Below are 13,566 nucleotides of genomic sequence, written 5' to 3'. Positions count from 1 at the left end.
AATACCATCTCAAATGACAAAAATAATTATCAGCATTATCTCTGTTTATCTTCTATACTACGCAGGAAACATCATCTATGATCTTTTCCTGAAAAAGGATATTTCTAAGAATCAAGATGAAACCGAAGAATATTCTTTGAATGATTTTCTTGATAATAATACAACTGAAATAAAAGAAGTCAGCATTGATGATGTCGAAAATATAAATACTCCTAATTCATTCAACAAAAAAGAACTTTCTCCCGTAAGAGAGGAAGAACAGGATGAAAATAGAGACTTAGAATACTGGCGAAACAAGTTCGAGTCTGAAAATAATATTGACAGTTTTGATGAGCGATTTGAAATAGATGAACACCAGAAAGAAACAGAAGATATTGCTACTTTGGATGAGATTGAAAACATTCCCCAAGAACCAATAGAAGATCAGCTTCCATCAAAATATGAACTCTATCAAAAGCAGTTCTATCAGTTCTTAAACCTTGCTGAAACCAGTGTACAGGTTCTCGCAGACCGTGATGGTTACAAGGTTTATCAGTCGCTGATCTAAGAGTTTAACAATTCTTTCTAATTCTATTGTGATCCTCTAATAAATGGCGGATAGCACACCCCTTATGCCTTTTTCTGAGCAAAATAAACACAATTCTAACCATAAATATTTAAATTATTATGACTTACAGAAGTACACGTAATCAAGTTATTACAAAATTATTTACTGCCACATTATTGCTTCTTGCAGTAACACCAATGTTTGCTCAGGGCGGTGCAACAGCAATTTCGAATGCAGCAAATGACATTAAGGATTATTGGGATCCCATCAAGCTTATTCTAAAAGCAGTCGGAGGATTGGTAGGTTTCATTGGAGGTCTAAGGGTTTATAATAAGTGGACGAATGGTGATCAGGATGTCAACAAAGAAATTCTGGGCTATGGAGGAGCGATGATCTTCTTACTGGTAGTTCCGGAATTCGTAACAGCATTCTTTGCTTAATATGGGTTTCTATCTCTACAAGGGGCTTAAGAAACCCCTTGTATTCTTCGGACTCAAAGGCAAGTATATCATTTATTCTGTTGGAGTAATAGGTGTTGGAGTTGTTGCTTCACTGATATTATCAAAATTCGGATTACTGGGTTCGCTACTCGGACTTGCAGTGACAGCAGGAGGTGTTTATCTCATTTTCAAAAGACAGGATAAGCACGGTCTTTATGCCAAGACCAAAAACTTCAATCAGATTTTAATTTTTCCTAAGAGGATAATCAACGCTAAGCTTTTAAAGCAAAACAAACCAGACGGTTTTGAAATCAACAATTAAATAAATCAATATGAAAACCAAGAAGCACGCATTTGACATCCCATTTATCGGGTTTGACTACGGGAAAGATTTCGGATGGGACTTTGATGTATTGTTTGGGCAGTACGGAAATCCAATTATTGGTATCCGTATCAAAAACGCTGTTGAGCAATATTCTGCTGATCCCGATAATTACCTGAATTTTCATACTGTTTTAAATCAAGTCGTATCCATTATTGGAGAGGGTAGGATTGTACAAAAGCTCGATATTTTTTCAAAGAAGAAATACACAGCAGAACATTCCAATCAATTCCTTCAGCAGAAATACTCAGAGCATTTTGATGGTAGACTTTTCAAAACGATTGAAACTGTACTTTTCTTCACAGATATTGTGGATGATAAGCTGAAAAAGAAAATGAAGCACTATCATTTCTCCGATAAAAGCTACAAAGAGCTTCGGGATAAATGCCAGAAGGTAATGATGCTTTTGAAACAGAATGATTGCGAACCGCAGCTTCTGTTTGAAAAGGATTTTGAATATTATATATCAGGTGTACTATCAATGCACTTGTCCGATGTTCCAAGTTTTGATAATATCAAGAGTACCAATGAATACTTACAGATTGGAAACCGATTTGTCAAAAATATTTCCTTTGTCGATGTTGAAAATATCGATTTGCCTTCTGAAATAGAACCATATTCTGTTCTTGGAGGAAACGGTGCAGCCTCTGAGACAGCTGTTGATAATTTTACATTCATCAATGAACTGGAAGATTATGAGACCATCATCTACAATCAGGTCATTACCATTCCTCTTCAAGCACAACAGCAGAGGGAGCTTGACAAGAAAAAGAAAAAGCACGAGGGAGCGGCTAATAATTCTCCATCCAATGCCATCATAGCTGAAGAAATCCAAACTCTTTTGCACAACATTGCAGTTGACGGGCAATTGGTTGTGAATGCTCATTTTTCATTACTATTTTCAGCCAGCACTCTCGAAAAAATGGAAGGGGTTCAGTCCCTGATTGAGAATAAGCTTTTCACGAAAGGAATCATCGTTTCCAAGAATGCCTACAATCAGCTGGAACTTTTCCGCTCCGCCATTCCAGGAAATGCCACTGAACTCAGAGAGTATGACCTTTTTATGACGACAAGCGAAGCGGCCTTGTGTTTTTTTTTTAAAGAGAGTTACCCCGTGAACGAAGAATCCAACTTTTATTTAAGGTTTACAGATCGGCAGGGTGTTCCGTTAAAGGTTGACCCTGCTGATTTACCGATGAAAATTGGACGGATTAATAACCGTAACAAGTTTGTTCTGGGGCCTAGCGGATCGGGAAAGAGCTTTCTGATGAATAATATTATTGAGCAATATCTCACTTATAATTATGATGTGGTCATCGTTGACACCGGAGATTCTTATTCGGGAACCTGTAAATATAAGGGAGGGCGCTACATTCAATACACGGAGGAAAAACCCATCACAATGAATCCTTTCCTGATGGATAAGAAAGAGTTCAATATTGAAAAAATAGAGTTTTTAACCAATCTTATCTTCCTGATCTGGCAAGGTCCAGATGCCTCAATGTCGTCAGCACAGAAATCAATTTTGGATAATGTGCTAATGTCTTATTACCATCAGTATTTCAACTCTGGAACTCAGTGGTATGACCGTAAAAGTTCTGAGGAATTGATTCTCTATCTTAATAAGTACAATTTTCACGAAGAGGATATTTATGCCCAGCAGGAAAATGAAAATAAAGGACAAAGAACATATTATGACATTTTAGAAATTGCATTCGATGCAAGTTCTGAAGAAATTAAAGATGCGGGGAGAAAACTGTTGAAATTCTATCATCCAGATAAGAATATCAATAACCCTGATTATGACAGCGAACAGTTTTATCAAATTTATGAGGCTTACGATACGCTTAATGATGAAGAAAGAAGACGGATTTATAATGAAACTCACTTGATTCTAATAAAGTCAAATGAGCTCATCAAGCAACCCGAAAAGGATGAAAACTGGAGTGAAACGTTCAGGAAAACTATCATTAAAAAAATTAAGGAACTCGAAGAAAAGCTGGAAGCAAAGGAGCTTTCATTTAATGGATTCTATGATTATTGCGATAAATTTCTGCCTTTGTATTTAAATAATAAAAAATACAGTATTACAGAAAGAGAATTCAATCTGAGAACTTTTCTGTTTGTTCTAAAGGACTTTTACAAAGGCGGACGTTATGGAACTACTTTGAATAATGAAGGAGACAATAGTCTCTTTGAGGAGTCATTTATTGTTTTTGAGATTGATAATGTAAAGGACAATCCCAAGCTTTTTCCAATTGTGACCCTGATCATTATGGATACGTTCATTCAGAAAATGCGACTGAGGAAAGACAGACGAAAGGCACTCATTATCGAAGAAGCCTGGAAGGCAATTGCCAGTAAGCTGATGGGAGGATATATTTTATATCTGTATAAAACAGTAAGGAAATTCTGGGGAGAAGCAGTGGTGGTAACACAGGAGCTGGATGATATCATCGGAAATGCAGTCGTAAAAGACAGCATCATTAATAACTCTGATACTTTCATTCTTCTTGATCAAACCAAATTCAAAGATAATTTTGACCGCATTGCAGCTTTACTATCATTAAACAAAGTTGAGCAGAATAAGATTTTTACCATCAACAATCTAAACAACAAATTTGGTAGAAGCAGGTTCAAAGAATTTTATCTCAAACGAGGTTCTAAAGGCGAAGTCTACGGAAATGAAGTTTCAATAGAGCAGTACTTGACCTACACTACTGAAAAACCTGAGAAGTCGGCAGTCGAGTACTATGTTCAAAAATACGGAAGCTACGATGAAGCACTCATCAAAATTGTATCGGATTTAAAATCTTTCGGAGACAGTCTTGAAAATCTTGTATCGATAGTCAATCTATATCAAAATCCCTTGGACTCAAGACTTGATTCATTTTATAAAATGATGAAAAGTGAAAACAAAGGAAAAAATGTTTTCAAAATTATCAGTAAGGAACTAGAAGAGAGCCAAATGAACTTTTCAGAATTAATCAGTAAAAAATTACACTATGAAAAAGCTTAGTTTATTTTTTTTAGGATGCGGAAGTATTCTATTTTCCCAGAACACTTATATCGATCCTACCGTTACAGCTGCAATGATCTTGTATTCTGAAAATCTCAAAGCAAAGCAGAATGATGTCATTGAGGAAACCTCCAAATTGAAGGATGCACAAACCTGGGTGGGAACACAAATAGTTGCAGCCAATGATATTCAGAATAAAATACTTAAAGGACTGAAAGAAGTTTCCGGAACTCTCCAAAACGGAATTCAGGTACAGCAAATCTACTCTGAACTTAACAAGTGCTACACGTATTCGTCAGAGGTAGTTCAATTGGCTTCGCAGCACCCGCAATATGCCATTTTTGGGACAAAAGCTTCTCAAAAAACTTACGAGCAAAGTTTGAAGATCGTAACAGATGTTACCGACATTCTTGCGTCCGGTGAACTGAATCTGGCTACTGCAGGTGACCGATACAAAATTCTGCATAACATTTCCAGCAATGTAAAAACTTTGAAGTTGTGGCTTTTGGCAATCAAATTACGATTGGAAAAGGCAAACAGATTAGGATTTTGGAATTCTATTAATCCTTTTGCTGGATACATGAATACTGACAAAGGTATTGTTGAAAACATAATGAACAGATATAAGCGAAACTTTTAAAAATGAAGTGATGAAAAGGATTTTGCAAATATCGTCTGTTGTACTGATATACATATTAATGACTTCTTCCGGTGGCGGTTCTACACCGGCCTGGCAGCAGGAAAATGTTTCTTTTCCAATGATGGATCTGGAGATCAATGCAACGATGAAAGAACACGACAGGCAGAAAGAAATGAGGCAAAAACAAACGCTAAATGCTACTGTAGAGACAGCTAATCAGACGCAATGGAAAAACTTCAAAGAGAAGGTTACCAAAGTGCAGGACAGACTGCGAATTGTATCATTTGCAATTCAGGCAATACCTACAGGTGTTGCAATGAGCAGGGAAATAACGAAGATAACAGATAATCAGACTGCCATTATTAATGAAATCAATACAGCACCTTATTCTATCGTAAGTGTTTTGCCTCCTCAGGTTCAATTTGTGGATGATTTGCAGATGGTCACAAGACTCATAACTGGAATGATCCTGTCATACGGAGCCATTAACCAAATGGAGAAATCGGAACGTAAGATTTTGTTGGATTATGCATTAAGTGAAGTCAAAGCACTCAATAGGAATTCCACCTATATGCTTCTAAAAATCAGGGATATCAAAGCCAAAGTTTTACGAAATAAAAGAGCATTCCAATATTATGTCAATCGAGATCGACAAGTGGTGGAAAGTATTATGAACAATATCAAATCCTTTTAAGATGAAGAAAATAATAACCTTTTTAATAGCTGCATTTTCAGGGATTATGATTAAGAGCCAGCAGATCGTTATCAATGATAAACTTTTATCGCAAATTACGGTCAACCACGGCGTTCGTTTAGCCAGTGAGCAGGCTTTTTTAGATTCCTATGAAAAGCAAAAACAGCTTTATGATGATATCAATAATAAAACTACCCAAATTATTGCTATTCAGGAATACATCTACGGGCAGCTTAAAAATGTCAATTCAGCGCTTACTCAAAGTAAGAAATTGATTTACCTGTATCAGTATCTCAGTAAGATTGTGACCAATTCAAATAAGATGCTCGACTTGTCCGCCCAACATCCGGAATATGCGGTGTTAGTTTCAAAATACTATGCAGAAATAGGTAAGCAGACTCTAAAACTTCAGCAGGAGATTACCCAGGATATACTCAATGAAGATAAAGATTTCCTGATGGATGCTATGGATAGGGAAATGCTGATTGAAAAGATCTTTACACGAGTAAGGAATATCAATGGAAACATTCTCTATATCATCCTAAGATTGGAGAATGCCAAGAAGATTCCATATCTGTATCAGGTTCCGGTACTCCGAAACTATCTCAATATCGACAAAGCAATAGTCGGAGACATCATTCAAAAATACAAACACCTATTCAACTAAACCTATGGAAAATCTATTAAAAAAAACAAAACTTTTCCTCTTATTATTTATTACCGCAAATGTTTTCGGACAAGTCAGCGTAAAAAGACTGAACGATCCTGCCATTGTTGCGCAGCACAAGAGAATGACTTTCGAAAGCTGGGGCGATTGGCGACCTTATCCGAAATATTTTCTTGGCATCCAAACCAATTTTGCTTACGCTACTGTATGGGGAATGTGGGCTCCTAAAATCAACAGGGATTATAAAGATGGTGCTGATATCAGACCATTAAAACCAACAGGAGAACAGAATTTAAGACTGGCGCAATTGAAATTTCAGGAAGAAGAAGCCAAGAAAATCAAAGCTGCTTCCGACACGATTTATAAAAGAAGTGTTCAGGATCTTGCTCACTGGACTTCTGCAACTGTTGATGCCGATCCACTTTGGTTGCTGTATTACAAAAGGATGTTGAAACCCATCACAGAATTTCCCGATACACCTCAGAATTTTATGGAGTGGAGGCTGAAAGACCAGCAGACCTATGAAACACTTTTCACAACGGGAACATTGAAAAGACTGCAGGAAGAACTGGATCTCATTAAAGAAAAATATTCCATGTCCCGCTCAATGGATATGCCGCGAGGAAAACGTTTTATTATGTATCACGAAATTCTGATCAAATGGCGAAAATTTGTTCAGGAATTAAAAAAACATAATGATAAAACGACACTTCTTCTGGACTATAAAAACATCTTAAACAACCATCTGCCTACAGCAATACCTTCACAATCGACCTCCGCTTCGGACAAACAAATTGTTCAGGATGTGATGCAAAAATATAAACATAAGTATTAGATATGAATAAATCAATCACATTTACTTTTTCCTGTCTGGCGTTATTACTACCTGTTTTTTGCTTTGCACAGACCGACAGTGATTACAGTAATCTGTTGCAGTTTTTAAAAGGCGACGGAGCTTTTGAAAAATGGTTTATGGAAGTTTTTACAAAATTGGACAACAGCGTTCAAGACAATGCAGAGGGATCAGCATTGGTAGGTAGAGCTATTGGTGGCTTAGGTGCTTTGATGTACCTCGGATATATGGGTTGGCAGATGGCAGCCGGAGACAGAGAATGGGAAATTGGACCAATGCTGAAACCAATTCTTATCGGGTTTACTTTGATTTACTGGACAGGATTTGTTAATCTCATTCAGGCTCCTTTTGAAGCTATTGCAGAACCGGGAATAGCCATTTTTAGTGATATTGAATCTGAGGTCAATGATTTAAGAATCGAAAGATTTAAAAAACAACAACAGTTATTGGATGCAGTTATTAAGCTTAATGCCGAAGAGGACGCCAAACAGGATGTTATTGATAATACATCGAAAGATGCCGATGATTCCTGGTTTGATATCAGTGATGGTATTGACAAATTATTACAACCCATCAAAGAATGGCAGATCAGGATGGAATTCCAAATGCAGAAACTGGTAGCAGAAATCATAGAGTTTATATGCCTTTCCATTCTCCGTGTTTGTGTTTATCTCATCTTTTTTATTCAAAAGATCTGGGCTTATATCTTAATCATTCTTGGACCTATCGCTGTTGGAATGGCATTGATTCCGGGATTCGAAAACTCTTTGTATAGCTGGGTTTCAAAATTCATCAATATCAATCTCTACACTTTTGTTGCATACACCATTATCAATATCGGACAACAATTAATTGCTTCAGGCTATACAATGGAAATTGAGCGCTATGATACGCTTCTAACTAACGGAACCATTACCAATTTAGATGCTTTAATGGTCTATGTGAGTAATTCAGGAATGATTTACAACCAACTTTTTACCTGTGTTGCTTATATCGTCACCGGAATCGGAGTGCTGATGACACCAACCATTGCCGATACGATAGTAACAGCAGGTGGGGCAGGAGCGATGACAAAAATGAAAAGTGCAGTAGGCAGAATGGCAAGTGGTGCAAAAACAGCAGTGCTCGCGGTAAAGACAGGCGGAGCTTCCGCAGTGAAATCAGCAGCAGCAGGCACTGCATCCGGAAGAGTTAAAGAAGCTATGAAAAATGGAAAATAATCTCATTAAACTTATTAAAAATGCTTATTAAAAACTTAGAACAAAGAATAAAGATCAATAAGATAGTTTCATTGGGAGCGATTGCGTTTGCTGTTTTTATTGTCGTAGCAGGATTTCTTTTTGCTTACACATTGATTCAGGATTCAAGAAAATCGATTTATATTTTGGATAACGGCGTTCCGGTTCTTGCCAAACAAACCGATGTCCTATTGAATAGACCAGTGGAATATAAAGCTCAAATAGAACTATTCCATCGCTTGTTTTTTACGTTAGCTCCCGACGATTCCTATATAAAGGAAAATATTCAAAAATCCCTTTATCTCATTGATGACAGCGGTAAGAAAGAATATACCAATTTGAGAGAAAAAGGTTTTTACAATCAGATTGTTGCTTCCAGTTCAATGGTAAGTATTCACACGGATTCCATTTCCTTGGACAGAGAAAACAGTAAGTTTCAGTTTTTCGGAAAGCAGATGATAACCAGAAAATCATCTGTCATTACCCGGAAATTATTTACCGAAGGATTTTTTGAGGATATCATCCGGAGTCCCAACAATCCTCACGGCGTGTTGCTCAAAAACTGGCGGATTATTAATAACGAAGAGCTTTCCAATCAAACTAAAAATTCTTACTAAAATGAAAAATTTTATTAAAAATACAGGACAGAAATGGGTGGACTGGTCGGTAGAGAATCCGAAGAAATTTTTCACATATTCAATGGTCTTCTTATCACTTTCTTTCCTCGTATCCATATTACAAGGCATCTTCGTTCCGTCTGATTTGACATTCAAAATAAAACCTCCCATTCTTTATTCAAAAAGTTCGGTAGCTCAAAATAATCAGACAAAAAATAGTAAGGAAATGGAGAAAATTGTAGGTGAGTTGCAGCTGCTTAAAGCAAAAAGAGATCGCGGGGAATTATTAAAAGTAGATAGTTTGCGAATAGAATATCTGTTTAACCAATACCAAAACTTTAAAAATGGACATTAAAAAAATCAACTTTAAAGACAAAAAATATGTTCTGCCACTCCTTGCCTTACCATTTATATTTCTGTTTGCCTATGTAGGCGCTCAGTTTGTGAAAGAGGAGAAACCGAAGGAAAAACCAAAAGAACTTTCTATTTCACTGGGCGAATCGCAGGATTCTATTATGAACAAAAATGATGCATATGATGCTTTCTTTAAAAAAGATGATAACAGGACAATGCTCGGTGGACTTGACAAGGAGCAGGATAGTCTATTAAGTTATGAGGATCAGTTATCCTTATCACAGAAAAGAAAAATAGATTCTTTAAAAGCTGTGAACTCACGACAAAATCAATATCAGGCTAATGGAAATCTGTCATCTTATTATAATCCTAAACACGAGAAAGACGACCAGGATTATAAAAGGTCATCCGAGATTATAAAAATGCTGAATGAAAAATCCTATGGAAAGCAGGAAAGTAATTATGCAGATACGCCGAAAGAAAATAAACAAAGCGTCCAGCAAGATCCCGTAAAATATCTGAAACAGCAGATGTTGGTAATGGATTCCTTGGAAAAAGCACGAGATCCTGATTATCAAAATAAATTGTCAGCAGAAAATAAGCTTAAAGCCAATAAAGAGAAAATGGTAGAGTTTCTTAATTCAACATTTAACGTCAGCAAATCAGGGATTAACAATGATTTTAACGCAGTTTATAAGGAGAAGGAAAACAGTTTTATCAAGGCGGTTATTGATGAAGACAACAAAGGATTTTTAGGAAGCCGGATTCGGTTCAGATTACTCGAAGACATTTTTGTCGGCAATAAAAAAATTAGCAAAGGTTCAATTTTATATGGTCAGATCTCTGGATTTACAATGCAAAGAGTGGATCTGAAAATCATTTCAGTATTTGCTAAAGGGGAGATTTTACCTATCAACCTTTCTATCTATGATGTTGATGGGATGAAAGGTCTGTATGTTCCACAAAGTGTATTCAGAGATATGATTCGCGAGATGGGAAGCAATTCCGTTCAGGGAACCCAGATGGATATGGGAGGAGAAGGATTTTTTACAACCATCGGGTCCAAATTATTTACATCCACCTCCAAATCAATCGCTAATCTGATCAAAACCAATAAAGCCAATTTGAAGTACAATTCTTATGTATTTCTAATTGACGAAAAACAGCTGAAAGAATCTCAAACCCAATCAAAACCATAATAAAATGAAATCAATTTTATATACACTTTTACTATTTGCTATAACTGTTAATGCACAGACCGCAACCAAAGAACAGATTATCTCTGAGTTACCAGAAATCGAAATTACAGAAGGGATAAATCTGCATATTATCTCGCCAGAGCCCATTCAATATGTTGATTTATCAACCGCACAATTGACAGGTGATTTACCAACAACCAATATTGCAAGGATTAAGATTACCGATGAGCAAAAATCTGATGAGAAAGTAAAGAAAGTGAATCACAGTGCATTTCTTGATCGAGATAAAATCGGAATTATTACTGTTATGGGACAATCTTTCATTGCTCAATACAAAGCAGTTTACAGAAATTCAGAAAACTTGAATACCGTTACAAATATTCATATTCAAGCCGAAGCAATGCAGCCTATTGAATTTGACAAAATGATATTTTCCAATCTGGAACTGCGAAAATTTGCAGTGGATATCATTCAAAAGAAATCTGAAAACAATCCGATCAGACAAGAGAAAGATTTTAATCTAAGCTTTCAGCTCAATAATGTTTATGTCATCAGCGATTACATCTTTCTGGATATGACCTTTAAAAATAACTCTAACTTGAGCTATGATATTGAGGCTTTGAAATTTTCAATTGAGGACAAAAAAATTCATAAAGCTACCAATAATCAAAGTATTGAGATGATGCCACTTTTTCAGCTGAATCCTCAAAAGCATTTTAAAAAGAACTTCCGAAATATTTATGTTTTCAAAAAATTTACGTATCCGAATTCCAAGGTTATGATGATAAGATTGATTGAGGAACAGCTTTCCGGAAGAACCATTGAAATGAAAGTCAATTATTCAGACATCCTTAAAGCAGATACATTCTAGCGAAAGTGTTACTTCCATTTAATCATTCTCGAAATATTAAATTTTAACAAGAAAATGCAAGAGCAACAACATCAAATAAAGATTTATGGCTTTCTACAGAAAGTTGTTTATGCTGTCGTGGCATTGGATTGCGCTTCATTGTTCTATCTGAATGCTGACGTTCCAGTAATCTCGAACTTATTGAAGAATTTTTCAAAAATGAGTTTCATTTATCCACCGATAAATGCAAAGATTGCAACGGTCATTCTTATAGGGCTTGTTGCCATTGGAACAAAGGCAAAGAAAAAGAGAGACCTTAATATTGCCACTGAAATCATTGTTCCGATGGTGCTTGGATTAGCAATGATTTTCTCGTCATTGAGTTGGCAAGAAGAAGCTGGAAGCAGCACATTACCAAAAATATTTCCGGGACTTAATCTTTACCAGGTCATCTATGCTGTCCTTTCTTTTTTAGGAGCAGTCATTCTTCAGATGGGAGCAGACAGTATTTCAAAGTTGATGCAGCAGAAGATGGGAAAAGACCGATGGAATGTGGAAGAGGAATCTTTTAATCAAAATAAAAAGCTAGTCAATACGGAAACCTCTATTAATATTCCTTACAGATTTCGATATAATAACAAAACCTATAATGGCTATATTAACATAGACCCTTTTCGAGGTACAATTGTAATCGGAGTACCGGGAAGCGGAAAGTCATTTGGTATAATTAATCCTTCAATACGTCAAATGATTGCTAAAGGTTTCTGTCTTTGTATTTACGATTTTAAATTTCCAGATTTAGCTCAAATTGCTTACTACCATTATTTGCTGAAAAAGAGTAAAGACTCCGGATACAATTATAGTTTTCACGTCATTAATCTGAACGAAGTTGAAAAGTCTAAAAGAGTCAATGCATTTCATAAAAAATATATTCAAACATTAGCGGAAGCTCAGGAAATGGCAGAATCAATGGTGTCATCATTACAAAAGGGCGGAGCAAGTTCTGGAGGTGGTTCAGAAGCTTTTTTTACACAATCAGCTATCAACTTTCTGTCATCCTGTATCTACTTTTTTGCCACGTTCGAGAATGGGAAATATTCGGATCTGCCACATATCTTATCTTTTATGAACCGTAGTTATAAAGAGATTTTTGATACTCTTTTTACGAACGAAGAGATTTTTTCTTTGCTTTCTCCATTCAAAACGGCTTATGACAATAAAGCTTTCGATCAGTTGGAAGGACAGATTGGGACATTGAAAATATTTCTTTCCCGCTTGGCAACTAAGGAAAGTTTCTGGGTGTTCTCAGGAGATGAAGTAGAATTGAAAATAACTGATAAACAAAATCCCTCAATTATGATTTTGGCATCAGATCCTGCAACGCAGGATATCAATTCAGCTTTGTATTCTTCAATCCTTAATAGGACTTTACGTCTGATCAATTCTAAACATAATTTACCTGGAGGAGTTATAGCTGATGAATTTCCGACAATCTATATTCATAAAATTGACAATATCGTTGCAACGGCACGAAGTAACAAAGTTGCTGTTGTATTAGGACTTCAGGAAATTCCACAGCTTCGTCAATTTTATAAAAAAGAGGTTGCAGATACCATTTCTGCAATTGTCGGAAACATACTTTCCGGTTCTGCAAGAGATAAGAATACATTGGAATGGCTTGAAAAATTATTCGGAAAAATTAAGCAGAAATCTTATTCCCAATCTATCTCTCAACAAGGAACAACGACCAGCATTAATGAGAAAATGGACTTTATGATTCCTGCGGGAAAAATTGCAGCCTTGAAAACTGGAGAGATGGTGGGAATGATAGCGCAAGGCAATGATAACACGACTGAAGAATATAAGACCTCTGCCATAAGAGGAAAAATAAATCTGGATATGAAAGCCATTATGGAAGAAGAACAAAATTACCCAACAATGCCAAATTACTATTCATTCGTGGATAAGAAAGGTATCAACCGTAAAGAGGAAGTTCTGATGACCAATTTCAGAAAAATCAATAAAGAAGTGGAGCTCATAGTCAAGGAAAATATCAAAGAATAAAA

14 protein-coding genes are annotated in these 13,566 nt (G+C 36.1%); all 14 read left to right on the top strand.

The features are described 5' to 3' along the window. The first annotated feature begins 13 nt into the window (after window positions 1–13). The 14 genes from MTP08_RS10155 to MTP08_RS10090 all read left to right on the top strand — a co-directional run bounded on the left by MTP08_RS10155 (window position 14) and on the right by MTP08_RS10090 (window position 13,564). On the top strand, window positions 14–547 hold the full coding sequence (locus MTP08_RS10155) for a hypothetical protein (protein WP_065720732.1): 534 nt from the start codon (window positions 14–16) through the stop codon (window positions 545–547). Window positions 548–666: 119 nt separating this feature from the next. Further along, window positions 667–987, top strand: a complete 321-nt coding sequence (locus MTP08_RS10150; protein WP_065720731.1) for a DUF4134 domain-containing protein — start codon at window positions 667–669, stop codon at window positions 985–987. Window position 988: 1 nt separating this feature from the next. Beyond that, complete coding sequence (locus MTP08_RS10145) at window positions 989–1,309, top strand: DUF4133 domain-containing protein (protein WP_065720730.1); 321 nt, start codon at window positions 989–991, stop codon at window positions 1,307–1,309. Window positions 1,310–1,319: 10 nt separating this feature from the next. Then, window positions 1,320–4,388, top strand: a complete 3,069-nt coding sequence (locus tag MTP08_RS10140) for a TraG family conjugative transposon ATPase (RefSeq protein ID WP_229048569.1) — start codon at window positions 1,320–1,322, stop codon at window positions 4,386–4,388. Next, the gene (locus tag MTP08_RS10135) at window positions 4,375–5,028 is read left to right on the top strand and encodes a hypothetical protein (protein WP_243575915.1); all 654 of its coding nucleotides are present in this window, start codon (window positions 4,375–4,377) and stop codon (window positions 5,026–5,028) included. Before MTP08_RS10140 ends, MTP08_RS10135 begins: the two co-directional genes overlap by 14 nt. 10 nt (window positions 5,029–5,038) lie before the next feature. After that, window positions 5,039–5,722, top strand: a complete 684-nt coding sequence (locus MTP08_RS10130) for a hypothetical protein (RefSeq protein ID WP_229048567.1) — start codon at window positions 5,039–5,041, stop codon at window positions 5,720–5,722. A 1-nt stretch (window position 5,723) separates the two neighbouring features. Next, on the top strand, window positions 5,724–6,389 hold the full coding sequence (locus MTP08_RS10125) for a hypothetical protein (protein ID WP_229048566.1): 666 nt from the start codon (window positions 5,724–5,726) through the stop codon (window positions 6,387–6,389). Window positions 6,390–6,393: 4 nt separating this feature from the next. Further along, window positions 6,394–7,224, top strand: a complete 831-nt coding sequence (locus MTP08_RS10120) for a hypothetical protein (RefSeq protein WP_229048565.1) — start codon at window positions 6,394–6,396, stop codon at window positions 7,222–7,224. Between the two features lie 2 nt (window positions 7,225–7,226). Next, window positions 7,227–8,462, top strand: a complete 1,236-nt coding sequence (locus tag MTP08_RS10115) for a hypothetical protein (protein WP_229048564.1) — start codon at window positions 7,227–7,229, stop codon at window positions 8,460–8,462. Window positions 8,463–8,482: 20 nt separating this feature from the next. Beyond that, entirely contained in the window at window positions 8,483–9,097 is a 615-nt protein-coding gene (traK, locus tag MTP08_RS10110; protein ID WP_229048563.1) for a conjugative transposon protein TraK, read from the top strand. Between the two features lies 1 nt (window position 9,098). Then, the gene (locus tag MTP08_RS10105) at window positions 9,099–9,452 is read left to right on the top strand and encodes a hypothetical protein (protein ID WP_229048562.1); all 354 of its coding nucleotides are present in this window, start codon (window positions 9,099–9,101) and stop codon (window positions 9,450–9,452) included. After that, window positions 9,442–10,650, top strand: coding sequence for a conjugative transposon protein TraM (gene traM, locus MTP08_RS10100; RefSeq protein ID WP_229048561.1), 1,209 nt, complete (start codon window positions 9,442–9,444; stop codon window positions 10,648–10,650). Before MTP08_RS10105 ends, traM begins: the two co-directional genes overlap by 11 nt. Window positions 10,651–10,654: 4 nt before the next feature. Further along, a complete protein-coding gene (traN, locus tag MTP08_RS10095) occupies window positions 10,655–11,521 on the top strand; it encodes a conjugative transposon protein TraN (RefSeq protein WP_065720729.1) in 867 nt (288 codons plus the stop codon). 54 nt (window positions 11,522–11,575) lie between these two features. After that, on the top strand, window positions 11,576–13,564 hold the full coding sequence (locus MTP08_RS10090; RefSeq protein ID WP_065720728.1) for a type IV secretion system DNA-binding domain-containing protein: 1,989 nt from the start codon (window positions 11,576–11,578) through the stop codon (window positions 13,562–13,564). The last annotated feature ends 2 nt before the right edge of the window (window positions 13,565–13,566 follow it).

The organism is Chryseobacterium oryzae (genome assembly GCF_022811665.1).
Taxonomy (GTDB): domain Bacteria; phylum Bacteroidota; class Bacteroidia; order Flavobacteriales; family Weeksellaceae; genus Chryseobacterium; species Chryseobacterium oryzae.
Note: the sequence above shows the minus strand (reverse complement) of the source record. Positions and strands in the feature narration are given on the sequence as shown.

Bases quoted from the DNA above. Each gene is read 5' to 3' on its own strand.
- MTP08_RS10145 (WP_065720730.1), top strand. From the start codon at position 989: ATGGGTTTCTATCTCTACAAGGGGCTTAAGAAACCCCTTGTATTCTTC.
- traN (WP_065720729.1), top strand. From the start codon at position 10,655: ATGAAATCAATTTTATATACACTTTTACTATTTGCTATAACTGTTAAT.
- MTP08_RS10135 (WP_243575915.1), top strand. From the start codon at position 4,375: ATGAAAAAGCTTAGTTTATTTTTTTTAGGATGCGGAAGTATTCTATTT.
- MTP08_RS10130 (WP_229048567.1), top strand. From the start codon at position 5,039: ATGAAAAGGATTTTGCAAATATCGTCTGTTGTACTGATATACATATTA.
- MTP08_RS10115 (WP_229048564.1), top strand. From the start codon at position 7,227: ATGAATAAATCAATCACATTTACTTTTTCCTGTCTGGCGTTATTACTA.
- traM (WP_229048561.1), top strand. From the start codon at position 9,442: ATGGACATTAAAAAAATCAACTTTAAAGACAAAAAATATGTTCTGCCA.
- MTP08_RS10140 (WP_229048569.1), top strand. From the start codon at position 1,320: ATGAAAACCAAGAAGCACGCATTTGACATCCCATTTATCGGGTTTGAC.
- MTP08_RS10120 (WP_229048565.1), top strand. From the start codon at position 6,394: ATGGAAAATCTATTAAAAAAAACAAAACTTTTCCTCTTATTATTTATT.
- MTP08_RS10155 (WP_065720732.1), top strand. From the start codon at position 14: ATGACAAAAATAATTATCAGCATTATCTCTGTTTATCTTCTATACTAC.
- traK (WP_229048563.1), top strand. From the start codon at position 8,483: ATGCTTATTAAAAACTTAGAACAAAGAATAAAGATCAATAAGATAGTT.
- MTP08_RS10090 (WP_065720728.1), top strand. From the start codon at position 11,576: ATGCAAGAGCAACAACATCAAATAAAGATTTATGGCTTTCTACAGAAA.
- MTP08_RS10150 (WP_065720731.1), top strand. From the start codon at position 667: ATGACTTACAGAAGTACACGTAATCAAGTTATTACAAAATTATTTACT.
- MTP08_RS10125 (WP_229048566.1), top strand. From the start codon at position 5,724: ATGAAGAAAATAATAACCTTTTTAATAGCTGCATTTTCAGGGATTATG.
- MTP08_RS10105 (WP_229048562.1), top strand. From the start codon at position 9,099: ATGAAAAATTTTATTAAAAATACAGGACAGAAATGGGTGGACTGGTCG.